This is a genomic window from Nonomuraea turcica (genome assembly GCF_030718205.1).
Taxonomy (GTDB): Bacteria; Actinomycetota; Actinomycetes; order Streptosporangiales; family Streptosporangiaceae; genus Nonomuraea.
On sequence record NZ_JAUZQF010000012.1, the window covers coordinates 246741 to 270899 of the forward strand.

General features: G+C 71.2%; 25 protein-coding genes and 1 riboswitch. Of the genes, 12 read left to right on the plus strand and 13 right to left on the minus strand.

Going from position 1 to position 24159, the window contains the following annotated elements:
• Nucleotides 1–100: 100 nt before the first annotated feature.
• From Q9G87_RS30510 to alc, 3 genes are read left to right on the plus strand one after another with little or no spacing between them, the layout of a single operon-like run.
• Nucleotides 101–1237, plus strand: a complete 1137-nt coding sequence (locus Q9G87_RS30510) for a glycerate kinase (RefSeq protein ID WP_305919954.1) — start codon at nucleotides 101–103, stop codon at nucleotides 1235–1237.
• Nucleotides 1238–2608, plus strand: a complete 1371-nt coding sequence (allB, locus tag Q9G87_RS30515) for an allantoinase AllB (RefSeq protein WP_305919955.1) — start codon at nucleotides 1238–1240, stop codon at nucleotides 2606–2608.
• A complete protein-coding gene (gene alc, locus Q9G87_RS30520) occupies nucleotides 2609–3565 on the plus strand; it encodes an allantoicase (protein ID WP_305919956.1) in 957 nt (318 codons plus the stop codon). It begins immediately after the preceding gene.
• Between the two features lie 56 nt (nucleotides 3566–3621).
• On the opposite strand, the gene pknB is transcribed toward alc, so the two are convergent.
• From pknB to Q9G87_RS30540, 4 genes are all read right to left on the minus strand, one after another.
• A complete protein-coding gene (gene pknB, locus Q9G87_RS30525) occupies nucleotides 3622–5553 on the minus strand; it encodes a Stk1 family PASTA domain-containing Ser/Thr kinase (RefSeq protein WP_305919957.1) in 1932 nt (643 codons plus the stop codon).
• A gap of 221 nt (nucleotides 5554–5774) precedes the next feature.
• Entirely contained in the window at nucleotides 5775–6530 is a 756-nt protein-coding gene (locus Q9G87_RS30530; protein ID WP_305919958.1) for a thiazole synthase, read from the minus strand.
• Nucleotides 6523–6714: a sulfur carrier protein ThiS gene (thiS, locus tag Q9G87_RS30535; RefSeq protein WP_371825851.1), complete on the minus strand. Its 192-nt coding sequence runs from the start codon at nucleotides 6712–6714 to the stop codon at nucleotides 6523–6525. Before thiS ends, Q9G87_RS30530 begins: the two co-directional genes overlap by 8 nt.
• A 5-nt stretch (nucleotides 6715–6719) precedes the next feature.
• Entirely contained in the window at nucleotides 6720–8144 is a 1425-nt protein-coding gene (locus Q9G87_RS30540) for an FAD-dependent oxidoreductase (protein WP_305919960.1), read from the minus strand.
• A riboswitch (TPP riboswitch) is annotated at nucleotides 8113–8229 on the minus strand. Its footprint overlaps the gene before it by 32 nt.
• Nucleotides 8230–8287: 58 nt before the next feature.
• On the opposite strand from Q9G87_RS30540, the gene Q9G87_RS30545 reads away from it, so the two are divergent.
• From Q9G87_RS30545 to thiE, 3 genes are read left to right on the plus strand one after another with little or no spacing between them, the layout of a single operon-like run.
• Nucleotides 8288–9451: an NAD(P)/FAD-dependent oxidoreductase gene (locus tag Q9G87_RS30545; RefSeq protein WP_305919961.1), complete on the plus strand. Its 1164-nt coding sequence runs from the start codon at nucleotides 8288–8290 to the stop codon at nucleotides 9449–9451.
• Nucleotides 9452–9481: 30 nt separating this feature from the next.
• Nucleotides 9482–9856: an Rv2175c family DNA-binding protein gene (locus Q9G87_RS30550; protein WP_305919962.1), complete on the plus strand. Its 375-nt coding sequence runs from the start codon at nucleotides 9482–9484 to the stop codon at nucleotides 9854–9856.
• On the plus strand, nucleotides 9834–10481 hold the full coding sequence (gene thiE / locus Q9G87_RS30555; protein WP_305919963.1) for a thiamine phosphate synthase: 648 nt from the start codon (nucleotides 9834–9836) through the stop codon (nucleotides 10479–10481). The genes Q9G87_RS30550 and thiE overlap by 23 nt, the downstream gene beginning before the upstream one ends.
• Before the next feature lie 139 nt (nucleotides 10482–10620).
• Here the strand turns inward: thiE and Q9G87_RS30560 are convergent, their stop codons facing one another.
• A complete protein-coding gene (locus tag Q9G87_RS30560; protein ID WP_305919964.1) occupies nucleotides 10621–11688 on the minus strand; it encodes a polyprenyl synthetase family protein in 1068 nt (355 codons plus the stop codon).
• Between the two features lie 152 nt (nucleotides 11689–11840).
• Between Q9G87_RS30560 and metF the strand changes: the two genes are divergently transcribed.
• Nucleotides 11841–12707, plus strand: coding sequence for a methylenetetrahydrofolate reductase [NAD(P)H] (gene metF, locus Q9G87_RS30565; protein ID WP_305919965.1), 867 nt, complete (start codon nucleotides 11841–11843; stop codon nucleotides 12705–12707).
• Nucleotides 12708–13044: 337 nt separating this feature from the next.
• On the opposite strand, the gene Q9G87_RS30570 is transcribed toward metF, so the two are convergent.
• Both Q9G87_RS30570 and Q9G87_RS30575 read right to left on the minus strand, forming a co-directional pair.
• Complete coding sequence (locus Q9G87_RS30570) at nucleotides 13045–13617, minus strand: GNAT family N-acetyltransferase (protein ID WP_305919966.1); 573 nt, start codon at nucleotides 13615–13617, stop codon at nucleotides 13045–13047.
• A gap of 10 nt (nucleotides 13618–13627) precedes the next feature.
• Nucleotides 13628–14104: a YbaK/EbsC family protein gene (locus Q9G87_RS30575; protein WP_305919967.1), complete on the minus strand. Its 477-nt coding sequence runs from the start codon at nucleotides 14102–14104 to the stop codon at nucleotides 13628–13630.
• A gap of 98 nt (nucleotides 14105–14202) precedes the next feature.
• On the opposite strand from Q9G87_RS30575, the gene Q9G87_RS30580 reads away from it, so the two are divergent.
• Complete coding sequence (locus Q9G87_RS30580) at nucleotides 14203–15045, plus strand: L,D-transpeptidase family protein (protein ID WP_305919968.1); 843 nt, start codon at nucleotides 14203–14205, stop codon at nucleotides 15043–15045.
• A 25-nt stretch (nucleotides 15046–15070) separates the two neighbouring features.
• Here the strand turns inward: Q9G87_RS30580 and Q9G87_RS30585 are convergent, their stop codons facing one another.
• Nucleotides 15071–15472: a winged helix-turn-helix transcriptional regulator gene (locus Q9G87_RS30585; protein ID WP_305919969.1), complete on the minus strand. Its 402-nt coding sequence runs from the start codon at nucleotides 15470–15472 to the stop codon at nucleotides 15071–15073.
• 71 nt (nucleotides 15473–15543) lie between these two features.
• Here Q9G87_RS30585 and Q9G87_RS30590 point away from each other — a divergent pair, with 71 nt between their 5' ends.
• Entirely contained in the window at nucleotides 15544–16476 is a 933-nt protein-coding gene (locus tag Q9G87_RS30590; RefSeq protein ID WP_305919970.1) for an NmrA family NAD(P)-binding protein, read from the plus strand.
• Nucleotides 16477–16922: 446 nt separating this feature from the next.
• Here the strand turns inward: Q9G87_RS30590 and Q9G87_RS30595 are convergent, their stop codons facing one another.
• Nucleotides 16923–17576: a TetR/AcrR family transcriptional regulator gene (locus Q9G87_RS30595; RefSeq protein WP_305919971.1), complete on the minus strand. Its 654-nt coding sequence runs from the start codon at nucleotides 17574–17576 to the stop codon at nucleotides 16923–16925.
• Nucleotides 17577–17673: 97 nt separating this feature from the next.
• Between Q9G87_RS30595 and Q9G87_RS30600 the strand changes: the two genes are divergently transcribed.
• The 3 genes from Q9G87_RS30600 to Q9G87_RS30610 all read left to right on the plus strand — a co-directional run bounded on the left by Q9G87_RS30600 (nucleotide 17674) and on the right by Q9G87_RS30610 (nucleotide 19948).
• Nucleotides 17674–18864, plus strand: coding sequence for a cytochrome P450 (locus Q9G87_RS30600; protein ID WP_305919972.1), 1191 nt, complete (start codon nucleotides 17674–17676; stop codon nucleotides 18862–18864).
• Nucleotides 18865–18870: 6 nt separating this feature from the next.
• Nucleotides 18871–19062 carry a ferredoxin gene (locus tag Q9G87_RS30605; protein WP_305919973.1) on the plus strand — a complete coding sequence of 64 codons (192 nt, stop codon included), beginning with the start codon at nucleotides 18871–18873 and terminating at the stop codon, nucleotides 19060–19062.
• 439 nt (nucleotides 19063–19501) lie between these two features.
• Nucleotides 19502–19948, plus strand: coding sequence for an SAV_6107 family HEPN domain-containing protein (locus tag Q9G87_RS30610; protein WP_305919974.1), 447 nt, complete (start codon nucleotides 19502–19504; stop codon nucleotides 19946–19948).
• 181 nt (nucleotides 19949–20129) lie between these two features.
• Here the strand turns inward: Q9G87_RS30610 and bldD are convergent, their stop codons facing one another.
• The 4 genes from bldD to arcC form a co-directional block, all read right to left on the minus strand.
• Nucleotides 20130–20624, minus strand: coding sequence for a transcriptional regulator BldD (gene bldD / locus Q9G87_RS30615; protein WP_055503136.1), 495 nt, complete (start codon nucleotides 20622–20624; stop codon nucleotides 20130–20132).
• Between the two features lie 300 nt (nucleotides 20625–20924).
• On the minus strand, nucleotides 20925–21791 hold the full coding sequence (locus tag Q9G87_RS30620; protein ID WP_305919975.1) for a universal stress protein: 867 nt from the start codon (nucleotides 21789–21791) through the stop codon (nucleotides 20925–20927).
• The gene (locus tag Q9G87_RS30625) at nucleotides 21788–23212 is read right to left on the minus strand and encodes an amino acid permease (RefSeq protein ID WP_305919976.1); all 1425 of its coding nucleotides are present in this window, start codon (nucleotides 23210–23212) and stop codon (nucleotides 21788–21790) included. Before Q9G87_RS30625 ends, Q9G87_RS30620 begins: the two co-directional genes overlap by 4 nt.
• 11 nt (nucleotides 23213–23223) lie before the next feature.
• The gene (gene arcC, locus Q9G87_RS30630) at nucleotides 23224–24159 is read right to left on the minus strand and encodes a carbamate kinase (protein ID WP_305919977.1); all 936 of its coding nucleotides are present in this window, start codon (nucleotides 24157–24159) and stop codon (nucleotides 23224–23226) included.

A 24159-nucleotide genomic window follows, 5' to 3' on the forward strand; every position in this document is an offset into this window, starting at 1 on the left:
TGAGTCGTCACGCCTTCCTGCCCGCTCGCACCGGGCAGGAAGGCGTGTCCGGCCATTGTTCATCATCGTGTGGGAGTTCGTAGTGGTTCAGCATGTTCTGGTGGCCCCCGACAAGTTCAAGGGGTCGCTGACGGCGGCGGAGGTGGCCCGGAGGGTGTCGGCGGGGCTCGGCGTTCCCACGGTGGAGCTGCCGGTGGCCGACGGCGGCGACGGGACCGTCGACGCCGCCGTGGCCTGCGGCTTCGACCGGATCACGATCGAGGTGACCGGGCCGACGGGCGAGCGCGTCCCCGCCTCATACGCCTGGCACACCGCTGACGACACGGCCGTGGTCGAGCTGGCCGAGGCGTCCGGGCTGCGCCGCCTGCCGGGGGAGCGCGAGCCGCTGACCGCCACCAGCTACGGCACGGGCGAGCTCGTCGCGGACGCCGTGCGGCGCGGGGCCAAGCGGGTGGTGCTGGGGCTGGGCGGCAGCGCGTGCACGGATGGGGGAGCGGGGATGGCGCAGGCGCTCGGCGCTCGGCTGCTGGACGCCGGCGGCAACGAGCTGCCGCGGGGCGGGGCGGCGCTGAAGAGCCTGGACCGCATCGACATGTCCGGATTTATGGATATTTCTGGGGTCGAGTTCGTGGTGGCGAGCGACGTGGACAACCCGCTGCTCGGCCCGCACGGGGCGGCCGCCGTGTACGGGCCCCAGAAGGGCGCCACCCCCGAAGACGTCAAGTCGCTGGAGGCGGCGCTGTCCCGGCTGGCGGCCGTGGCCACACAGACGCATGGGCTGCTGGGCGCGGTCGAGCACGACGATATGCCCCGGCCCATGGGCGTCGCCGGGGCGCCGGGGGCGGGGGCGGCCGGCGGGGTCGGGTTCGCTGCCCTGGCGTTCCTGCACGCCGACATCCGGCCCGGCATCGACTACCTGCTGGGGCTGCTCGGGTTCGGCACCCACGTCGAGGGCGCACGGCTGGTCGTCACCGGCGAGGGGTCGCTGGACGAGCAGTCGCTGCGCGGCAAGGCGCCGATCGGCGTGGCGCAGGCGGCGGCCAAGGCAGGTGTGCCGGTGGTGGCCGTCTGCGGGCGGCGTACGCTCGGCGACGAGGAGCTGAAGGCCGCGGGCATCCAGGCCGCGTACGCCCTCACGGACCTGGAGCCCGACCTCGACCGCTGCATGGCCGAGGCGGGGCCGCTGCTGGAGCGCCTCGCCGCCAGGATCGCCGCCGACCACCTCGAAGGGGAGTAGATGACGCAGCTGGACCTCGTGGTCCGGTCCCGCCGGACCGTCACGCCGGAAGGGGAGCGGGCGGCCGCGGTGGCCGTACGGGGAGAGAAGATCACGGCCCTGTACGACTACGCCGCGCCGCTCGACGCCGCCGAGGACATCGACCTGTGCGACCTGGCGCTGCTTCCCGGGCTGGTCGACACGCACGTCCACGTCAACGAGCCCGGGCGTACGCACTGGGAGGGGTTCGACTCGGCGACCAGGGCGGCGGCCGCGGGCGGCGTCACCACGATCGTCGACATGCCGCTCAACTCCCTCCCGCCCACGATCAGCGTGGCGGCTCTGGAGGCCAAGCTGGCGGCCGCGCGCGGGCAGTGCCACGTGGACGTCGGCTTCTGGGGCGGGGCCGTGCCGGGCAACGTCAAGGAGCTCGCGCCGCTGCACGAGCGCGGCGTGTACGGGTTCAAGTGCTTCATGTCGCCGTCGGGCGTCGACGAGTTCCCGCCCCTGGAGCACGCCGACCTGCGACGGGCGCTGGAGGAGATCGCCGGCTTCGCGGGCTCCGGCGGGCTGATGGTGGTGCACGCAGAGGACCCGGCCCTGCTACGCGATCCCGCAGGCCCCACATACCCGGAATTCCTGGAATCGCGGCCGGGAACGTCGGAGCGCAGCGCCGTTCAGCGAGTCGTCGAGCTGGCCAGGGAGACCGGCGCCCGCGTCCACATCCTCCACGTCTCCAGCGCCGACTGCCTCGACGTGCTGGAGGCCGCCCAGGCCGACGGCGTGGCGGTGACGGCCGAGACGTGCCCCCACTACCTGACGCTGACGGCCGAGCAGGTTCCGGAGGGGGCCACGGCGTACAAGTGCTGCCCGCCCATCCGCTCCGAGGCCAACCGGGACCGGCTGTGGGAGGGGCTGGCGAGGGGCGTGCTGAGCTGCGTCGTGTCCGACCACTCGCCGTCGCCCGCCGATCTGAAGGTCCCCGACTTCGCCGCGGCCTGGGGCGGGATCGCCTCGCTGCAGCTCGGGCTGCCCGCCGTATGGACGGAGGCGTCCCGCCGGGGGCACGGCCTGGGGGATGTGGTGCGCTGGATGTCCGCCAACCCGGCAGGACTGGCCGATATTTCTGGAAAGGGTGGCATAAAACCGGGCAATGATGCCGACCTGGTCGCCTTCGACCCCGCCGCCGACAACCCCGTGGACGCCGCCCGCCTCCACCACAAGAACGCGGTCACGCCCTACCACGGCCGCGTACTGAAGGGCGCCGTCCTGACCACCTGGCTGCGAGGTCGTCCGGTGGACGGCGAGCCGCACGGACGATTCCTGGCGGCCGGGCAGCGCACGATGGCGGGAGAGCCGGCCGAGCAGCACCTGATCTTGGGAGAAAAGTAGATGCCCCGCTTCACCACTCTGCCGGACCTCGCCCTGCGCACGCTGGGCGGCTCGGTCGTGGCCGCCAGCGACGAGTCGTTCGCCGAGAAGGAGAGCCTGGTCAGGCCGGGCCGGCCCGGCTTCCAAGCGGAGACGTTCGGTAACAAGGGCCAGGTCTACGACGGCTGGGAGACCCGGCGCCGCCGCGAACCCGGCCACGACTGGGCGCTGGTGCGTCTCGGGATCCCCGGCGTGATCCGCGGCGTGGTGATCGACACGGCCTGGTTCAAGGGCAACTACCCGCCGCACGCCTCCGTCGAGGCCGCCGCCGTCGACGGTTACCCCTCACCCGCCGAGCTGGCGGCCGCCGACTGGGTGGAGATCGTCCCGAGAGTCGACCTCAAGGGTGACGCTGAGCACCACTTCGACGTCGCCGACGAGGCCCGTTACACCCACGTACGGCTGAACATCTTCCCCGACGGGGGAGTCGCCCGCCTTCGCGTCCACGGCGAGCCCCGCCCCGACCTGTCCGTGTACGAGGGCCTCAGCCTCGACCTGGCCGCCCTCCAAAACGGCGCGCTGGTCACCTCCTGCTCCAACGAGTTCTACTCGGCGCCCAACAACGTCATCTTCCCCGGGCTGGCCCGCCACCAGGCGGAGGGCTGGGAGACCGCGCGGCGCAGGGGCGAGGGCAACGACTGGCTGGTGATCCGCCTGGCCGGCCGCGGCCTGATCCGGCTCGCCGAGATCGACACCACGAACCTGCTCTTCAACGCCCCCGGCTGGGTCTCCCTGACGGGCCTCGACGGCGAAGGCCCGGCCGCGCGCCAGGTGGACCTCCTGCCCCGGACCCGCCTCCAGCCCGACACCGCCCACCGCTTCAGACTCGACCACACGGACCCGATCACCCATGTACGCGTCGACATCTACCCCGACGGCGGCCTGGCCCGCGTCCGCCTCCACGGCCACCTGACCTGACGCCGCGCCGGCTCGGGGCCGCCGTGCGTCCAGCGCGCATCCGGCTGACAGAGGCGTCAGTGCCAGAGGAGCACCGTGGTGCCGGGCGGACGCTCACTGTTGGGGAGGGGGCGCTGGAACTGCACCACGCCCCTGTTCCCGAGCCGCTGCACCCGGACCTTGAACCCGAGCGTCTCCAACTCCGACTTCGCGTCCTTGACGTCCTTGCCGATCACGCCGGGCACCAGGCGGAACTCCTGATCGTCACGCGCCTCGTCGTCGCCTCCGCGCCCGAACCAGCTGAAGAAGTCCTGGCAGCGCGCCACCGTGACCGTGACCTGCGCGCCAGGATCGACCTCGGACTTGGCCTTGGGCGTCTGGGCGATCACCGTGCACGGCTCGGCGTCGTCGTCCACCTCCTGGACCTGCACCTGGAAGCCCTGCTGGCCGAGGTAGGCGGCGGCTTCGTCCTTCGGCATGCCCGAGACGTCCGGCATGACCAGCCCGGCGCTCACGAAGATGGCGATCTTCGCGCCTTCCTTCACCTTCTCGCCGTTCTGCGGAGAGCTGCGGATGACCTTGTCGCGCTCGACCTCAGTGTTGGCCACTCGCGTGACCGAGCCCACGGTCAGCCCGGCACTGGCGATCGCGGCGCGGGCTTCGTTGTCGGTCATGCCCTCGACGTCGGGCACGATCACGCGCTTGGGCCCGAGCGAGGGCACCAAGGTGATCGTGGCGCCCTGCTGCACCTCGGTCCCGGCCACCGGGTCGGTCCTGAGGACGAGCCCTTCGGCCACGTTCTCGTCGTATATGCCGTCCGCCGTCTTGATCTTGAAGTCGTCTCTGGCGGCGGTCTTCTCGGCCACGTCCAGGCTCTTGCCCACCAGATCGGGTACGGGGACGTAGTCGGGCTGGGCGAAGAACCACCCGGTCAGCGCGACGGCGACGACCATCACGCCCGCCAGCGTCACCAGGAACCAGTTGGGTCGGAAACCGCGCCGCTGCGGTATCTCGGCCCGCGGCTGGATCAGCGTGTGCGCGGGCGCCGCCTGCGGCGCCGACGGGGCGCCGTGCACACTCGTCCTGGCGTGCGGCTGGGACGGCGCGGGCTGGCGGAACGACCCATGAGGCTGGGAATGCGACAGCGGCGGAGTGGTCGTCCTGGGCAACATCCGGTGCGCGTCCACGGCCGCGACGAGCATGGCCGTCGCATCGGCGGGGCGGTCCCCCGGCTCGCGTGCCGTCGCGTGCGCCACGAGCGTGTCGAGCAGCGGCGGCACCTCGGGGACCAGCGACGACGGCGCCGGCACGGTGTCGTGGACATGCCGGTAGGCCACGGACATCGGCGTCTCGCCGTCGTACGGCTGCTGCCCCGTCACCAGCTCGAACAGCATGATGCCCGCGGCGTAGACGTCGCTGCGCACGTCGGCGGCGCCGGTCGTGACCTGCTCGGGCGCCATGTAGCCGATCGTGCCGATCATCACGCCGGTACGGGTCTGGTTCGTCGCCTCGATGGCCCTGGCCAGGCCGAAGTCGACGACCTTGACCCGGCCGTCGTCGGTCAGCAGGACGTTTTCCGGCTTCACGTCACGGTGCACCAACCCGGCCTGGTGGGCCGCGCCGAGGGCGGCGAGCACCGGGATCATGATCTCCAGCGCCTCGCGGGCCGGCAGCCGGCCGCGCTCGCGCAGGATGTCACGCAGCGTCCGGCCGGGCACGTATTCCATCGACAGATAGACGACGTCGTTGTCGGTGCCCTGGTCGAAGACGTGCACCACGTTGGGGTGAGAAAGACTCGCCACAGACTTCGCCTCACCGATGAACCTCCTGACGAACGCAGGGTCCTCGGCGAGCGAGCTGTGCATGACCTTCAACGCCACCGTCCGGTCGAGCCGGACGTCCAGCGCGAGGTAGACGGTCGCCATACCGCCCCGGGCGATCCGGCTTTCGATGCGATAACGCCCATCGAGGAGCCGCCCGACCAGGGGGTCCGCAGTCGTCGTGTCCACCCCGCTGAGTTTACGGGCGTTTTGCCACTCGCAGGGCCCGACCGCCCGAAACCGATGCGGAGCCGTGCCCGATGGAACGTGCCCAAGCTTCCCGAACCGGACACAGGCTCACCCGCGCCACCTCCCCGCCGCCGTTCACGCCTCGGCGGGGAGGACGGCGGAAGCGGGCCGTCGGCCGAGCCCGGTGTGGGCGGTGTCGCCTGGCTTGGGCGTTGGGCGTGTCAGGGGGTCATCGGGGAGGACGCCTCGGCATAGCGGCGGCGCGGGATGCGGCCCGCCTGCCGCGCCAGCCGCCCCGCCACCACCGCCGCCTTCATGGCCGCGGCCATGAGATCGGGCCGCTGCGCCCGGGTGACCGCCGTGGCGAGCAGGACGGCGTCGCAGCCCAGCTCCATCGCCAGCGCGGAGTCGCTGGCGGTGCCGATGCCGGCGTCGAGGATCACCGGCACCGAGGCGGCCTCCACGATCAGCTCGATGTTGTGCGGGTTGCGGATGCCCAGTCCTGAGCCGATCGGCGCTCCCAGGGGCATCACGGCCGCGCAGCCGGCCTGCTCAAGCCGCCGCGCCAGCGCCGGGTCGTCGCCGATGTACGGCAGGACCACGAATCCGTCCGCCACCAGCCGCTCGGCGGCGTCGAACGTCTCGATCGGGTCAGGCAGCAGCGTCCGCTCGTCGGCGATGACCTCGAGCTTGACCCAGTTCGTGCCGAGCGCCTCTCTGGCCAGCCGCGCCGTCAGCACGGCCTCGCCCGCCGTGAAGCAGCCGGCCGTGTTCGGGAGCACCTTGATGTCCCGTTTGCGCAGCACGTCCAGCACAGAGCCGCGGGCGGCCGGGTCGAGGCGCCGCATGGCGACCGTGGTCAGCTCGGTGCCGGACGCGGCCAGCGCCTGATCCAGCACCTCGAGGGAGGGCGCGCCGCCGGTCCCCATGATGAGCCGGGAGGAGAACTTCTCCCCGGCGATGATCAGATCATCCACCTTGCACCGCCGTCAGAACCTCCATGCGGTCCCGGTCGCTGAGCGCCGTGGTCTCCCAAGCGCTCCGCGTGACCACCTCGTCGTTCACGGCCACGGCCACCCCGGTGGTGGCCGTGGTCAACGTTCGTACGGCCTGCGCCACGGTCATGCCGTCGGCGACCTCGTGCGCGGCCCCGTTGATCATCACAATCATGAGATTTCCCGAAACCTCCCCGGCGAGCACAACGCCGCCAGCTCACCCTCATCGCCGCCCAAGCCACCAAAGCCTGCCGAGCCGCCCAAGCCTGCCGAGCCTGCCGAGGCGCTCGTGTCGCCCAAGCTTGCCGAGCCGCCCACGTCTCCCGAGTCGCCCGAGCCGCCTGAGCTGCTCGAGTCGGCCAGCACGAGCGCTGCCGTGAGCGGCGCGAGCAGCACGCCGCCCCGGTAATGCCCGGTGGCCAGGGTGAGCCCCGGCGTCCCGCTCGGGCCGATGATCGGCAGGTTGTCCGGTGTGCCCGGCCGTAGCCCGGCCACCACGTCGGCGACCTCCAGCTCGCTCACGCCCGGCACCAGCTCCCTGGCGTCCCGCAGCAGCTCGTAGAGCCCGCCCGCGGTCACTCTGGTGTCGAACCCCAGCTCCTCCTGGGTGGCGCCGACCACCAGCTCGCCATCGCCACGGGGGACCAGGTAGACGTAGGAGCCGTGCACGGTGCCGCGTACGCACCGGCTGAGCAGTGGCTGCGGGGAACGCAACCGCATGATCTGCCCCTTGATCGGCCGCACCGGCACGTCCGCCAGCTCGGCGCTCCAGGCCCCGGCCGCCAGGACGACCCGCTCCGCCCTGATCTCGGACGGCTCTCGTGACGGCTCCAGGTGTACCCCGACGACCTTGCCGTCCGCGTCCCGCAGGAGACCCGCGGCGCGTGCCCGCACCAGCGGCACCTGCAGCCGGTCCAGAGCCACGAGGAGGGCCGCCGTCACCCGCCGCGGGTCCACCCAGGCGTCCTCGGGAGCGAGCAGCCCGCCACGCACCGACGGGGCCAGCATGGGCTCCAGGCGCCGGCATTCGCGACCGGTCAGCCGCTCGACCGGCAGCCCGAGTTTGTCCATGTAGGCCGCCAGCTCGTCCAGCGCCGCCAGATCGTCGGCCCCGAACGCCACATCGAGCGTCCCGTCCGCCCGCAGGTCCAGCCCGCGCCGCGGCCCTTCGCCGATCTCCAGCCCGCCGAACGGCCCGACCCCGAGCCCGCCGGACGGCCCGACCCCGCCGGACGGCCCGGCCCCGGGCCCGCCGGAAGCGCCTGCGCGGGCACCCCGGCCTCCCGCATCCGCAGCCGGCGTTTCGCCGTCAGATGCCGCCGTGCGCTCGGCCCAGCCCGCGTCCTCGGCCAGTTCGGCGGCGAAGGAGGGCCAGCGGCGCAGCGACGCCATCCCCAGTCGCAGCAGCGGCGTCTCCGTGTAGGTCACCTCGCTGACCGGGGCCAGCATCCCCGCCGCCGCGTGGGAGGCCCCCGAGGCCGGGGCCGGATCCACCACCGTGACCGGCCGCCCCGACCGGGCCAGCCGCCACGCGATGGACAGTCCGACGATGCCGCCGCCTACGATCACATCCACATGCGCTCCCTTCGCCGGCATGATCCGGATCAGGTGTCTTGCGGTCGAAGGCCCGCTGCAGCCTTCCTCTCAGCCCGGTAACGGCCGGACTCCCGCGCGTCTTACGTCCCCAGCCTACGGCCTCGGTGCGACGCCGAAGCACGCCCCCCGTTAGGGTCTTGACCGTGGACCATGTCGTGGTGGTAGGAGCGGGCCTGGCAGGCGTGCGCACGGTGGAGACGCTGCGCGGTCGCGGGTTCGGCGGCAGGATCACCCTGATCGGGCAGGAGCGGCATCGCCCTTACGACCGCCCGCCGCTGTCCAAGAGCGTGCTGCTCGGCGAGGCCGAGTCCAGCTTCGTCGACACCGACCTGGCCGCACTCGACGTCGCCTTCCGCCCGGGTGTGGGCGCCAAGGCGCTGCGCGCGGGCGTCGTGGAGACGACCGAGGGCGAGATCGGCTACGACGGCCTGGTCATCGCCACCGGATCCGAGCCGATCATGCTGCCCGGCGACGGCCCTCAGCACGTGCTGCGCACTCTCGACGACGCCCACGAGCTCAGGGCCATGCTCGTGCCCGGCGCCCGCGTCGCGATCATCGGCGCCGGCTGGATCGGCGCCGAGGTGGCCACCGCCGCCCGCCGCGCCGGCTGCGCGGTCACGGTGATCGAGGCGGCGGCCACCCCGCTCGCCACCGCCGTCGGCACGGAGATCGGGGCCCGCACCCAGCGCTGGTACGAGGGCATCGACCTGCGCCTGAACACCATGGTCCGGTCCGTGGACGAGGGCGGCGTGCGGCTGGTGGACGGCGAGTTCGTCGAGGCCCACGTGGTCGTGACCGGCATCGGCGTGCGGCCCGCCGTCGAATGGCTGGCCGACGCCGACATCGACCTGCACAACGGCGTCGTCGTCGACGAGCACCTGCGGGCCTCCCTGCCGAACACGGTCGCCGTCGGGGACTGCGCCGCCTGGTGGTCGCGCCGCTTCCAGACCAGGCTCAGGATCGAGCACTGGGACACCGCGCTCAACGCCCCCGAGGTCGCCGCCGCCACGCTGCTGGGCGAGGACGAGGTGTACGACCCGGTGCCGTACTTCTGGTCGGAGCAGTTCGGGCACATGGTCCAATACGCCGGGCATCACCCGGCGGGGGAGCGGCTCATCTACCGCGGTGACCCGGAGGGCAAGTGGTCGGCCGTCTGGCTCGACGGCGACGGCGTTCTGGCCGCGGTGCTCGCCGTGGATCGGCCGCGAGATCTCGTCCAGGGACGCAGAATCATCGGCGCGGGACACCGTCTCGACGCGGAACGCCTGGTAGATCCAGAAGTGCCTCTACGAGATTGTGTTGTTTGAGCAAGCACGGCATGTGGTAGTTGTGGTTTCGTGACGCTTTCTGTTGCACAGATCGACCGGGAGACCGACCAGCTCGTGAACGAGTGGCTGACACTCCCTGAAGTGGCCCAGCGCCTTGAGCTTCCCATCGGGCGGGCCAAGCAACTCCTCAAGGACCACAAGCTCCTAGGCGTGCGCCGAGGGAGCGGCGGGCCGCAGGTGCCCGCGGTGTTCCTCGACGGCAAGGACGTGATGAAGGGCCTGCCCGGCACACTGACCGTGTTGCAGGACGCCGGCTACGACGATGTCGAGTCGCTGCGCTGGCTTTTCACCCCAGACGAGTCGCTGCCGGGGTCGCCCATCGAGGCGATCAAGGCCGGCCGTCACACCGAGGTCAAGCGGCGTGCCCAAGCCCTCGCTTTCTGAGGCCCGCCTCTATCTCTGCACCGATGGCCGCCGCGACCGCGGCGACCTCGCGGAGTTCCTCGACTCGGTGCTGGCCGGCGGCGTGGACATCATCCAGCTGCGGGAGAAGGGCCTGGAGGCACGCGACGAACTCGCCCTCCTCGAAGTCTTCCGCGACGCCTGCGACCGGCACGGCAAACTGCTGGCCGTCAACGACCGGGCGGACATCGCCTACGCCGCCCGGTCCGACGTGCTCCACCTGGGGCAGGACGATCTTCCCGTGACGGTCGCGCGAGAGATACTCGGCGACGACATCGTCATCGGACGGTCCACCCACTCCGCCGCCGAGGCTTCCGCCGCGGCGGTGGAGGAGGGCGTCGACTACTTCTGCTGCGGGCCCATCTGGCCGACGCCGACCAAGCCCGGCCGCCCGGCTCCGGGGCCGCCGCTGCTGCGGCACGCGGCGTCGCTGGGGACGGCGCGGCCGTGGTTCGGGATCGGCGGCATCGACCTCGCCAACCTGGACGAGGTCCTGTCGTTCGGGGTTCGCCGGGTGGTGGTGGTACGGGCGATCACCGACGCGGACGATCCGGGCGCGGCGGCGGCGGAATTCGCCAAGCGCCTGTCGGCGGCAGCCGCCACCTGACGGCTAGCGCCTATCGGCGGCACCCGCCGCCTGACGGCTGCGCACCGGCCCGTCGTGCGGCGGCTCAGCACGGTGGAGGAACGCCGCTGTCGGTGGCTCCGCGGTGTGCGGTTGCGGAGCGGTGTGCGGTTGCGGACGGTCAGGTTTTGCGGGAGGTGGCGGCGATGGCGAGCCCGGTCAGCGCTGCGCGGGCCTCGGCGGTGACCGGGGCCTGGTCGAGCGCGGCCAGAGCCTGGCCCAGGTAGTCGCCGATCAGGTCCTCGCACTCCTGCAGTGCCCCGGTGTCCTCGATGATCCGGCGCAGCGTGGCCACCCCGCCCGCATCCAGCCCCGGATCCCCGAGCAGGCGCCGGACCGTGGCCGCGTCGCCAGGGGAGGCGGCCGCCAGCGTGCGGGCCACGAGCATCGTCCGCTTGCCCTCACGCAAGTCGTCCCCCGCCGGCTTGCCGGTCTGCGCCGGGTCGCCGAACACCCCCAGGATGTCGTCGCGCAGCTGGAACGCGATCCCCACCCGCGTGCCGTACCCGGTGCACAGGTCGTCCATCCACGGCTCGAGCTTCTGCGTGGCGAGCACCAGGCCGAGCCTGAGCGGCTGCTCCACCGAATACTTGCCGCTCTTGAACAGCGCCACGCGCAGGGCCGAGTCGAACGTGTTCTCCCCGTGCGCCTGCTCCAGCAGGTCCAGGTATTGCCCGCACATCAGCTCGGTGCGCATGTGGTCGTGCACGGGCTGGGCCGCCTCCAGCGACGCGCGCGGCAGGCCGCTGGTGCGCCACATCTCGCCCGACCAGAGCAGCAGCAGGTTGCCCAGCAGGATCGCCGCGCCCTCGCCGAACTGCTCCGCCGAGCCGTGCCAGCCGGCCTTCTCGTGCAGCGCCTGGAACCGGCGATGCGCGGCCGGCATGCCCCTGCGCAGGTCGCTCTTGTCCATCACGTCGTCGTGCACCAGCGCGCTGGCCTGCAGCAACTCCAGCGAGGCGGCCGCGGTGAAGATCTCGGGCACGTCCGTGCCGCCCGCGCCGCGCCAGCCCCAGTAGCAGAACGCGGGACGCAGCCGCTTGCCCCCGGCCAGCAGCTCGTCGGCGGCCGTGCGCAGCGGCTCCAGATCGGGATCGCCGGGAGCGGGCAGCTGCCGTTCGACGAACTCGCCCAGGGCGCGTTCCACGTGCGTGCGCAGGATGGGCATGCGCGCGGCGTCAGTGGTCATGCCTTGAGACTAATGGCCGGGCGTACGCGCGCCGATCCCGGATCAGGTTCAGCGCTCGGCGATCGGTGCTTCCGGGCGGCTACCTGTAACCTTGGGCCATGGCGCTTGGTCGACCCTCTATCCGGCCCGATCGTGTCCCCACCGTCCGCGACATGCTCGCTTCCGGTGGCCGCACGTTCTCCTTCGAGTTCTTCCCTCCGAAGACCGACGAGGGCGAGCGGCAGTTGTGGCGGGCGATCAGGGAGCTGGAGTCGCTGCGGCCGACGTTCGTGTCGGTGACCTACGGCGCCGGCGGCTCCACCCGCGACCGCACGGTCGACATCGTCGAGCGGATCGCCCACGGCACCACGCTCACGCCCGTGGCGCACTTCACCGCGGTCAACCACTCGATCCGCGAGCTGCGCCACCTGGTCGGGCGCTTCGCCGACGCCGGCGTGCGCAACATCCTGGCGGTCCGCGGCGACCCCCCTGGCGACCCCACCGCCGAGTGGGTGCGGCACCCGGAGGGCGTGCTCTACGCCGAGGAGCTGGTGCGGCTGATCAGGCAGGCGGGCGATTTCTGCGTCGGCGTGGCGGCCTTCCCCTACAAGCACCCGCGTTCGCCGTCCATTGAGGCCGACACCGAATACTTCGTGCGCAAGTGCCGCGCCGGGGCCGACTACGCGATCACGCAGATGTTCTTCCAGGCGGAGGACTACCTGCGGCTGCGGGACCGGGTGGTGGCCAAGGGCTGCGACACGCCGATCATCCCGTGCATCATGCCGGTGACGCAGATGAGCACGATCGCGCGCTCCGAGCAGCTGTCCGGGGCGCCGTTCCCGCCGGACGTGGCGGCGCGCTTCGAGAAGGTCGCGGACGATCCGGCGGCGGTGCGGCGGCTGGGCATCGATCACGGTGCCGAGCTGTGCCAGCGGCTGCTGGACGAGGGCGCGCCGGGGATTCACTTCATCACGTTCAACCGCTCCAGCGCCACGCGCGAAGTCTTCCAGCGCATCGCGCCGATCTCCCTGTCCGCTTGATCCAACCCGTTCCTTGTTACGGTCGCCCAGCGTCACCCACCCGCCGACCAGGGCTGGGGGCCTCCAGGGAGACGCTGTCTGACCCCGCACGGGGCCGGCCGCCGATACGGCGTGATGTGGCCCTTGAAAGGGGTTCGACCAGTCGTCCGTTGCCCGCACGCGCTGCCGGGTGCCTTGAAAGTGGTGAGCCCGTCACCCGCCCGCAGGGGAACCGGGCGGGTGACGGGCGTGGGGCGATGGTCGACGAAATGTAAATGCCCCGTCACTTTCTGTCATGGATCGTGCCCTTGGGCATGCCGTGGTAAACCCATGAGTCACGGCTTCATCAGGGGCACCGTCAGGAGAGGGGCAGAGGGCGGCCGGCGATCGCGTACTCCTCGTAGCCGCCCGGGAAGACGAATCTCGTCAGCAGGTCCGTGAAGCCGAGGCTGGCGTAGAGGTGGCGGGCGGCGGTGGGCTGGTCGTGGGTGGACAGGACGGCCGTGCGCTCGTGGCGGCCCGCGCACAGCGTCCTGATCATGGCCCGGCCGATGCCTTTGCCCTGGTAGTCCGGGTGGACATGGATTTCGGCCAGCTCGAACGCGTGCCCCAGCCAGGCGTTGGCCACCTCCCTGCCCGCCTGTTCCGTGAGCGCTCTGAGCACCACGTCGTGCCACCACTGCCCGGGTGCGCCGCGGAAGCCGTACGCGAAGCCGAGGATCCGGGTTTCGGGCACATCCCCCGAAGGGGATGAATCACGCAATTCGGCGAAATAACACTGAAAATCGGGATATGTCGCATGATTTCGCATGATGGTCTTGCGGCCGGTGATCTGGTCCTGCGGCGGGTTCATCGCGGCCGTGTAAATGCCGATCACCGTCTCCAGCCGCTCGGTGAATCCGGCCGGGCCCGCCCCGCGAAACTCGATCACCTGTCGCACACTACTCGACGTCCACCGGAGTGCCCCCGGTGATGCGGACCAGCTCGTCGAAGGTGGTCGGGAACACCGTCAGCGGGTGCCCCCCGGCCGCCCACACCACCTCGTGCTTGCTCAGCCAGTTGTCCACCAGGGTCCGCACCGGCGCCGGGTGCCCGACCGGGGCGACGCCGCCGATGGGCTGGCCGGTGGCGGCGCGGACGAACTCAGGGGTCGCGCGGCGTACGCGCTGGACCCCTGCCGTGCGGGCGATGAGCTCCACGTTCACGCGGTGCGCCCCGCTGGTCAGCACAAGCAGTGGCGCGCCGTCGGCGTCGAAGATCAGGCTGTTGGCGATCGCCCCGACCTCGCACCCCACCTGGGCGGCGGCCGTGGCCGCCGTCGGCGCCTTCTCGGGCAGGACGATGATCTCGCCGCCCGCCCCCAGCTCACGCAAGGCGGACTGCACGACCACGGCATTCGCCGGCAACTTCTCAGGCATGGAGACACTCTAAACAGAATGAGCGCTTGATTACCTGTTCGTGGTGATTGGTGTAGGGTCCATTGATCTCTTCTTGACTGACGCGAGAGGTGGTACGCGTGGGGGCTCGACGGCTGCCCGGGATGGCTGCGCTGCTGACGGCTGGAGCCGTCGTACTCTCGGGTTGCGGGACGCAGACGACGCCCCAGACGGTCGCGTCGCGCCCGCTCGCGTCGTCCGCCGTCACGCCTGCGGTCCCTGTCGCGGCCGGCGCTCAGTCCGTCCCCGCCGCCGCCCCGGCCACCTCCGCGGTCACCGCGCCGCGCAAGACGCTCAAGCTGGGAGCCAAGGGCAAAGACGTCACCTGGCTGCAGAACCGCCTGGTCGAGCTGGGCTACCGGCCGGGCAAGGCCGACGGCCGGTACGGTGGCACGACGCTGGCGGCCGTGTGGGCGTTCCAGAAGGTCAACGGCATCAAGCCGACCAGCACGATCGCCAAGCGGACGTGGGAGGCGCTGGAGACCCCGAAGGCCCCCAAGGTGCTGGTGAAGAACGGCGAGCCGACCCGCGCCGAGGTCAACCTCACCAAGCAGATCATGGTCCTGTACATCGGCGGCGAGGCCAAGCTGATCACCCACATCTCGTCGGGCAGCGGCGTCCCGTACTGCGAGAGCGCCACGTGGCAGGGCAGGAAGCAGCGTTTCTGCGGCTCCGCGACGACCCCGACCGGCAACTACAGGACGACGTGGCGCAAGAGCGGCTGGCACAGGTCGTACCTGGGCCAGCTCTACAACCCGATCTTCTTCAACGGCGGGATCGCCTTCCACGGCGCGCTGTCGGTGCCGCTCTACCCGGCCTCGCACGGGTGCGTGCGCATGCCGATGAACGTGGCCGGGGTGGTGCCAGGGATGCTCGGCAAGGGCGTGCCCGTCCACGTGCGGGGCTCATTCAAGCGCCCGTGACCTAACCCGCTGACGGCCGGTGGCTTCACAGGTCGTCGGGGTGGGCGGTGTCCCAGCGGCCGCGGGCCTCGGTGATGGCGTCCTTGTGATCCCTGGACCAGTCGGCCAGCCGCTCGACCGCCTCGGCCAGGCTCCGGCCCATCGGCGTCAGCCGGTATTCGACCTGCGGCGGGATCGTCGGGTACGCCGTGCGCTCGACCAGCCCGTCCCGGCACAACCGCCGCGTCGTCAACGTCAGCATCCGCTGGGAGATGCCGGGGATCGCCCGCTGCAGCTCCCTGAACCGCCGCACCCCCTTGGCCAGCTCCACCATCACCAGCACCGTCCACTTGTCGCCGATCCGGTCGAGCACGTCGCGGATGCCGCAGTCGTCGTCCCCGCACGGCCCGCTGACCTGGAGGGTTACGTCCGTGTGCGCGACTGACATGAGAGTGCCTCCTTACGGCGGGCGCCCGAGCCCGCCCATGCTGGTGCCGGAAACACACACTAGGGGGTTCGATGATTCTCGTAACGGGCGTGTCCGGGGCTTTGGGCGGTTCGATTCTCGAAGGGCTGCGGGCCGACGGGCTTGCGGTGGCCGGGGCGAGCAGCTCCGGCGACGGCGCCGGGGTGCGGCACGCCGACTTCGACCGGCCGCAGACGCTGGAGGCCGCGCTGGCCGGCGTGGACGTGCTGGTGTTCGTGTCGGCTGGGTACGCCGAGGACGACGTCGTCCTGGCCCGCCACGGCGCTGTGGTGCGGGCGGCCGCCGCCGCGGGCGTCAAGCACGTGATCTACACCAGCCTGGCCGGATCCGGTGATCTGCTCACCATCGCGCTCGCGCACCGGTGGACGGAGGGGCGGCTGGCCGAGGCCCCGTTCGACGTGACCGTCCTGCGGAACGGCCTGTACGCCGAGCTGGCAGCCGGGATGGCGCTGACCGGCGCCGCGTCCGCGGCGGAGACCGGGGTGTTCGCGGCGCCGTTCGGCGACGGGCGGCTGCCGGTTGTGGCGCGCGAGGACCTGGCCGCCGTTGCCGTGCGCGTGGCCGCCGAGACCTGGGCCGACCTGGCGGCGGGCGCGCGGGGACGGCACGCGGGCAGGACGTATGAGCTGGAAGGGGTGAGCGCGGTCGGCGGACATGATCTCGCCGAGGTGCTGAGTGAGGCGCTCGGCCGGCCCGTCGAGTATCGGACCGTGCCCCTGGGCGAGGTGCGGCCGCTGCTGGCCGGGCTGGAGGCGTATCAGGCGGGGCACACGATCTCGATGTTCTCCACCATCAACGCCGGCCTGCTGGAGGCTCGGCACAGCGACCTGCCTGCGTTTCTGGAGCCTCGGCCGGCGCTGGACGTGATCGCGGCGACGGTGAAATCGTCGCTCCGGCCGCGCGCCTGCCCTCCCGGGCCGCCAGCACCAGCCCGGCCGCCTGTGCCACCCCGGCAGCCGCGATGAGGAACGCCGTGGCGGGCTGCCAGGACGGCACGCCCGCCGCGAAATCGGCCGCGTGGTAGAGACCGGCGAGGAGCCGTACGGGATTGAGGAACGCCACCGCGAACCCCAGCACGTACGGCACGATGAACAAGCCCGACAACACGAGCAGCAGCGCCCGTCCTCGCCGGGGCCGCCGCAGGAGCACCCCGATGACCGCGTAGGCGACCGCGACCACGCCTACTAGGAGGGCGGTCCACCAGACCACCCGCCAGGCTTCCACGCCGAGCGACGTCAGCCCATCGGCGCCGACCCGGCCGCCCTCCCACTCCGGCCCGTTGACCTGGACCTTCGCGGCCGTGCGGAGGGCGGCATGATTGACGGCCGCGTACGCCGCCGCCAGGACCGGACCCAGCGCCAGCAGGACGAGCCCGGTTCGCGCCATGCGTGCTCCTCTCCGCTCCGGGGCTTCAGCTTGCCATCCCGTGCCGATCGGCGCGCACGCGGGAAGCCGCCCTCTCGTCCAGGGCACGCAGCCCGTCCAGCGCGAGCTCGGCCGCGCGGCGGGCGGTCCGCATGATCTGGTCGATCGAACGGTCGTTGCCCAGGTTCGCCATCACGGCCAGCTTCACCGCGCCGATCAGCGCGCCCACCGCAGCCGCCGCCTCGACGAGGTCCACCTCGCCAGGGAAGGCGTCGCGCAGCGCCTCGGCCAGCTTGAGCTGGCTGTCGAACAACAGCAGCAGCCCCCGGGCCTGCAACGCCGGCTCGGTCATGACCAGCCGCGTGCGCAGCTCCGCCTCCTCGAACGTGAGCTCCCCGCTCTGCGCCGCCCAGACGAGGCTCTGGTCGATGAGCCGGAGCAGCAACGTGGTGGGCGCCTCCTCCGGCCTCCTGCTCGCCACCAGCGCCAGCATCAGCTCGAGCCGCTCAGCGCTGTCGTGGAAGATCAGATCCTCTTTGCCGGAGAAGTAGCTGAAGAACGTCCGCGTAGACACCTCGGCCTCCGTGGCGATCTCCGCGAGCGTGGTCTCGGCATAGCCCTTCTCCTCGAACAGCCGGAGCGCCGCATCGATCAGCGCCCGGCGCGTGCGCTGTTTCTTGCGCTCCCGCAGTCCTGCCATGGGCGAACTTTACTGCATGACGTTATCTTCTTCATCCATTGAAAATTTGCACTGATTGAGGTTTTCTTGAGAGACGAAGCTGGAAAGGAGCTACGGCATGTCCGATCTGACCCTTCCCATCGACCGCCAGCGTCCGCTGGACCCGCCCGACGAGATCGCCGAGCTGAGCCGGCACGCGCCCATGCATCGCCTCAGATACGCCGACGGCCACCTCGGCTGGCTGGTCACCGGCTACGCGGCAGCCCGTGCGGTGCTGGCGGACCCGCGCTTCTCCAACCGGCCTGAGAAGATGCACCCGGCCATCCCCGCCAGGGCGGAGCTCGCCCAGAAAGGCGGGTTCCGGCTGCCGCCCGGTATGTTCCTGCGTACCGACCCGCCCGAGCACACCCGCTATCGCAAGCTGCTCACCGGGCAGTTCACGGTGCGCAGGATGAAGATGCTCGAACCCAGGATCGAGGAGATCACCAACGCCTGCCTGGACGACATGGAGGCCGCCGGCGGGCCCGTGGACCTGGTGCAGGCGTTCGCGCTGCCGATCCCGTCGCTGGTGATCTGCGAGCTGCTCGGAGTCCCGTACGAGGACCGCGCGCGCTTCCACGAGGACGCCAAAGTGCTGGTCAACCTCGAGACCAAGGCCGAGGACGCGCTCGCGGCGCTCGCCAGCACGATGGGCTACCTGCACGGGCTGATCCAGAGGAAGCGCAAGGAGCCCGGCGACGACCTGCTCAGCGGGCTCATCGAGGGCGGGGACCTCAACGACGAGGAGCTCACCGGGGTCGCCTTCCTGCTGCTCGTGGCGGGGCACGAGACGACCGCCAACATGCTGGGGCTCGGGACGTACGCGCTGCTCACCAACCCCGGCCAGCTGGCCGCCATGCGGGACGATCCGGCGGTGGTGGACAACGGCGTCGAAGAGCTGCTGCGCTATCTCACGATCATCCACCTCGGCCCGTTCCGGCTCGCGCTCGAGGACCTGGAGATCGAGGGCAATCTCATCAAGGCGGGCGAGATGGTCGCCGTCAGCCTGCCCGCCGCCAACCGCGACCCGTCCCGCTTCCCCGGAGGCGAGACGCTCGACGTCACCCGGCCCGCCGGCGGGCACATGACCTTCGGCCACGGCATTCACCAGTGCCTGGGCCAGCAGCTCGCCCGCGCCGAGATGCGCATCGCCTACCCTGCGCTGCTGCGGCGCTTTCCTGGCCTACGCTTGGCCGTAACACCTGAGGAGGTGCCGATGCGTTCGCATATGAGCATCTATGGAGTGCACCGCCTCCCTGTCACTTGGTAGGTCACCATGGAAGTCAAGGCAGATACGACGGTGTGCATCGGCGCGGGCATGTGTGCGCTGACGGTGCCGGACGTGTTCGACCAGAGTGAGGACGACGGCACGGTGGTGGTGTTGCGGAGTCCGGTGCCGCCGGAGCTTGAGGACGCCGTCCGGCGTGCCGTCACCTTGTGCCCGTCGGGCGCCATCTCCGCCTCCTGACCCCGGACGCCCGCACCCTGACCACCCCCTGAACCGCTCGCCGTCGCCGCAACCCGACCTTGCGGCGACGGCTTGCTCGCGCTCGGACGGCGTGTCGATGGTTCACCTCATGCTCATCGAACCTATGTTCGTGGGATAGTTGACACCGAAGGTGATCGAAATTATGTTCGACCTAGTGACGGTGAGGCTCGCGGCTCAGCGTCACCCGGACCTGGTCGCGGGCCGTTCGCTTCCCCAAGCGAGCCCCGCGGCCAGGCTCCACGGGCGAAGGGCACGTCCTCGTCGTCGGCGGAGACGAGCGGGCGTGTCCTGGCCGGACGGGGAGAGGGGAAGCTCCTCGTCCGGCCAGCCTGGCGGAAATGTCGGTGGCGTCTGCAAGTGTTGGCTCCACCGGCGGAGACGCCGGCCGCCGCCCACGACTCCAAAGGAGGCGCGCAAGATGGCACCAAGGCCTAGAGACACACCCGGGCCCCGGCTGTCGCCTGCGGTTCGGGCACACCTGACCGACGCACGTTCCTGCCTGGCGGAGGCGACCAGCGCTCGCACCCCGGCATCCCGATATGTGGCCGCCCACCTGGCGGCCCTACGAGCGGCGGCGGCGATCCTGGCCGCCCGCCCCCGTCCCATGGAAGGCCGCAGGCGCAGGCTGCGCAGCGCATGGGAGCTGTTGCCCGAGGCCGAGCCGCACCTGTCCGAGTGGGCCGCCTACTTCTCGGTGAGCGCCGCCAAACGTGCGGCCGCGGAGGCGGGCATGGTCAGCAGGATCAGTGCGGCCGACGCCGAGGAGATCATGGCCGAGGCGGACACCTTCGTCTCCACGGTCGAAGACCTGCTCGGCGTCCCCGTCCAGCCCCAACTCCCGATCGACGTCCCCCTCGCCGGTTGACTGACTGACTCGCCTGACTTCGGCGACGAGGCATGGCCAACCGGCACGGGTTGAGCCCGTTGGCGTGCCGGACATGACGAAGGAGCCCGCCGGCGCGCGGCGAGCTCCTTCGTGCTGACTGACCGGCCTCGGGTCAGGCGGTGACCCGAGGCCGAAGAGCCGGCCTGGTCAGACGGCGGCCTCAGAACGACTCGACGGCCCGGCGGGCCTCGGCGTCCAGGACGCCCCAGCTGATGAGCTCCTCGGTCAGCTCGCTCGGCGACTTGTCATAGATCACGGCCAGGGAGCGCAGGTCCTCCTGGCGGATCGACAGGACCTTGCCGTTGTAGTCGCCACGCTGGCTCTGGATCGTGGCGGCATACCTGGCCAAGGCCCCGGCCTTCTCCTTCGGCAGCGCCGCGAGCCGCTCCAGGTCGATCACAAGCTTGGGGGTCGGCCCGAGCGGACTCGGGGCGGCGCCGCCCGGTAGCAGCTCGGATACGGGCACCCCGTAGAAGTCGGCAAGCTCGGCAAGCTTCTGCACCGTGACCGCTCGGTCGCCACGCTCATAGGAGCCCACGACCACGGCTTTCCACCTGCCGCGCGACTTCTCCTCGACTCCATGCAGGGACAGGCCCTGCTGGGTGCGGATGGCGCGCAGTCGTGCACCCAGCGACTTTGCGTACTCAGACGGCATCGTGTGGCCCCCCGGCTCTCGTATGTGTTGCTCTCAGTAGATTGTGCTACCTCGCGGCGTATGCCCCGGCCACCGGGGGTACGGTGCGAGGCTCGGCACCATCGGTAGCCATGGTTCGGGGTTTACCCCGGATCGCCGCGAAGTGTGGTTACGCACAGTGACGGTAAAGGGGTGGACGCCTAAGGTCAAGCTGATTGGAAAAAAGATGCCGAATCCGGTCCGGTAGAGAACGCCACATAAGCCCCTCATGTCCCGGTGGTAACAGTACTTCGTCATAGTTTGCCGAGCGGGACCGCCGAGTCAGGGCCGGCGGGGGAGCATCATGACAGGGCAGGTCGAGGCCCGTACGATCTTGAGCGAGGTATCCCCGAGGAACACCCGCCTGAGGGGCCCGGTGTCACTGGAAGCGCATATGATCATCTCGCCGGGGAGCCACGAGGTTGCGCCGAGCGCCTGGGTGACGTTGCGGCCCTCGAGCAGCTCGGCCTCCACGCTCAGCTGCTCCGGCTGGCCCTGTGCCGCCGCGCGCAGGTCCGCCGTGGCCTGCTCGCGCAGGCCGGCGAGCATCTCTTCTTCGATCCTGGCACGCCTGGTCTTCCTGACGACCAGCGTGACCAGTCGCAGCGGGACGCCGAGCCGCACGGCGACGACGGCGGCGTCCCTGAGCGCCGCGTCGCAGCCGGGACTGCGCCGGTAGGCGACGGTGATGCGGTCGACGGCGGCGGGCGGCTGGTCGCCGTAACCGCGCGGGGCGAGCAGGACGGGGACGGAGGAGGAGTGCAGGAGCTGGTCGGCGGTGCTGCCGACGGAGATGTGGCTGCGGCCGCGGCCGGCTGCGGAGCCGATCACCACGACGTCGGCCTCGCGCTTGCGCGCCAGCTCCACCAGTCCGCGCCCGCTGCCCGGGTGGGTGTGGATCCAGTAGTCGGCTTCCGGGCCCGCCAGCTCCCGAGCCTGCGTGAGCGTCGCCTCGGCCTGCTCCTTGAGGTACGCCCGCCAGGCGCTCTGCTCGGCGCGGGCGGGTCCTGGCGTGGCCCGGGCGGGCGGCTGAATGATCGCCACCGTGAGGTGCGCGTGGGCCTGGCCCGTGAGCAGCATGGCAAGCGTGAGCCCGTCCTTGCCCCGCAGCCCGGGGGTGTAGCCGGCCAGCACGTTGTCGAGCTTCATCCGGGCACCTCGGCACCCAGTCGCGAGTGGCCGTAGCCGTACAGGAAGTAGCAGATCAGGCCCCCGAGCATCCACAAGCCGAACGCCAGCCACGTGACCCCCGCCAGCCCCGCCATCACGAGCACGCAGAAGATCACGCCCAGCACCGGCGTGACCGGGAAGAACGGGACGTGGAAGCCGCGGGGCAGCTCGGGGCGGCGGTATCGCAGGACGAGCACGCCGATGTTCACGATGGCGAAGGCGAACAAGGTGCCGATGCTCGTCGCCTCGGCCAGTTGTCCCAGGGGGACCAGCCCGGCCAGCACCGAGATGAACGCCGCGACGATGAGCGTGTTGGCCACCGGGACCTGGTGGCGCGGGTTGACCCGCTGGAACACGCGCGGGATGAGCCCGTCGCGGGACATCGCGAACAGGATGCGCGTCTGCCCGAAGATGACGGTGAGCACGACGCTGGCGATGGCGATGACCGCGCCGAACGAGACGATCAGGCCCGGCCAGGTGGCGCCGGTGGCCAGGTCCGCGATGTGGGACAGGCTCGCCTCGGTGGTCGCCGGGTCGAAGTCCGTCCACGGCATGGCGCCGAGGGCGGCCACGGCGACGAGCACGTAGATGGCGGTCACGATGGCCAGCGAGAAGATGATCGCCAGGGGGAGGTCCCGCCTGGGGTTCTTCGCCTCCTCGCCGGCTGTGGAGGCCGCGTCGAAGCCGATGTAGGAGAAGAACACCTGGGAGGCCGCCGCCGTGATCCCGGCCACCCCCATGGGCGCGAACGGCGCGAAGTTGCCCGCGCGGAAGGCCGTGAACGCCACCATGCAGAAGAACAGCAGCACCACGACCTTGATCAACACGAAGATGGCGTTGGCCGTGGCGCTCTCGGAGGCGCCGTACAGCAGCAGCCAGGTGGCCAGCAGCACGATGAGGATCGCGGTGACGTTGACCACGCCGCCGTCCTGGCCGGGGGAGCGGGTGATCGCCGCCGGCAGCGTGAAGCCGAACAGCGACCGCAGGAACGAGTTGAGGTATTCGCCCCAGCCCACGGACACGGCCGCCACCGACACGGCGTACTCCAGCATGAGGCACCAGCCGCAGATCCACGCCACCAGCTCGCCCAGCGTCGCGTACGCGTAGGAGTAGGACGAACCGGACACCGGGATCGTCCCGGCCAGCTCGGCGTACGACAGGGCGGAGAACAGCGCCGTGATCGCCGCCAGCACGAACGACAGCACCACCGCGGGCCCCGCCTTGGGCACCGCCTGCCCGAGGATGACGAAGATCCCGGTGCCGAGCGTGGCGCCGACGCTGAACAGCGTGAGCTGCCACAGCGACATCGTGCGCCGCAGCTCGCCGCCCTCGCCGTGGCCGCCCTCGGCCACGAGGCGCTCGGTGGGTTTCGTGCGCAGGAGCCGCTGGGCCAGGGTCACCCCGACACCCCCTACAACGTGCTCGTCAGCGGCCACCTGCCGTTCGGTGTGACGATCGTTCCCGCTGAGCCGCCGAGTATGCGCTCGGCCTCGTCCAGCCGCCCGATGGCGGCCATGTCGCCGGTCGTCTCCACGAACCGGCACGCCGCCTCCACCTTCGGCCCCATCGACCCGGCCGGGAACTCCAGCGCCCGCAGCTCGTGCGGCGTGGTGTGGGCGATCTCGCTCTCGTGCGGTGTCCCGAAGCCCCGCAGCACCCGCGGCACGTCGGTCAGGCTGAGGAACGCGTCGCACTCCAGCGCCTCGGCCAGCACCGACGCGGTCAGATCCTTGTCCACGACCGCCTCGACGCCGCTCAACCGGCCGCGCTCGTCCCGGACGACGGGGATGCCGCCGCCGCCCGCGCAGATCACGATCACGCCCTCACGGATGAGTTTGTGGATCAGCCGGGTCTCGACGATCCGGCGCGGCGCGGGGGAGGGCACCACCCGCCGCCAGTGCCGGCCGTCCTGCTTGACCGTCCAGCCGCGCTCGGCGGCCAGCTTCTCCGCCTCCTCCCGGTCGTAGACGGGGCCGACGAACTTGGCCGGGTCCTCGAAAGCCGGGTCCACGGCCGTCACCAGCGTCTGCGTGACCACGGCGAGGACCTGCCGGCCCGGCAGCGCGTTCTGCAGCGCCTGCTGCATCCAGTAGCCGATCATGCCCTGCGTCTGCGCGCCGAGCGTGTCGAACGGGTAGGGCCTGGTCAGGTTCGGGTCGGCGGCGCTCTGCAGCGCCAGCAGGCCCACCTGAGGGCCGTTCCCGTGGGTGATGACCAGCTCGTGCTCGCCCGCCAGCCGGGCGAGCGTCTTGACGGCCGTGCGCACGTTGGCGATCTGCACGTCGGCGTCCGGCTGCTGGCCGCGCTTGAGCACCGCGTTGCCGCCCAGCGCGACGATGACCCGCAT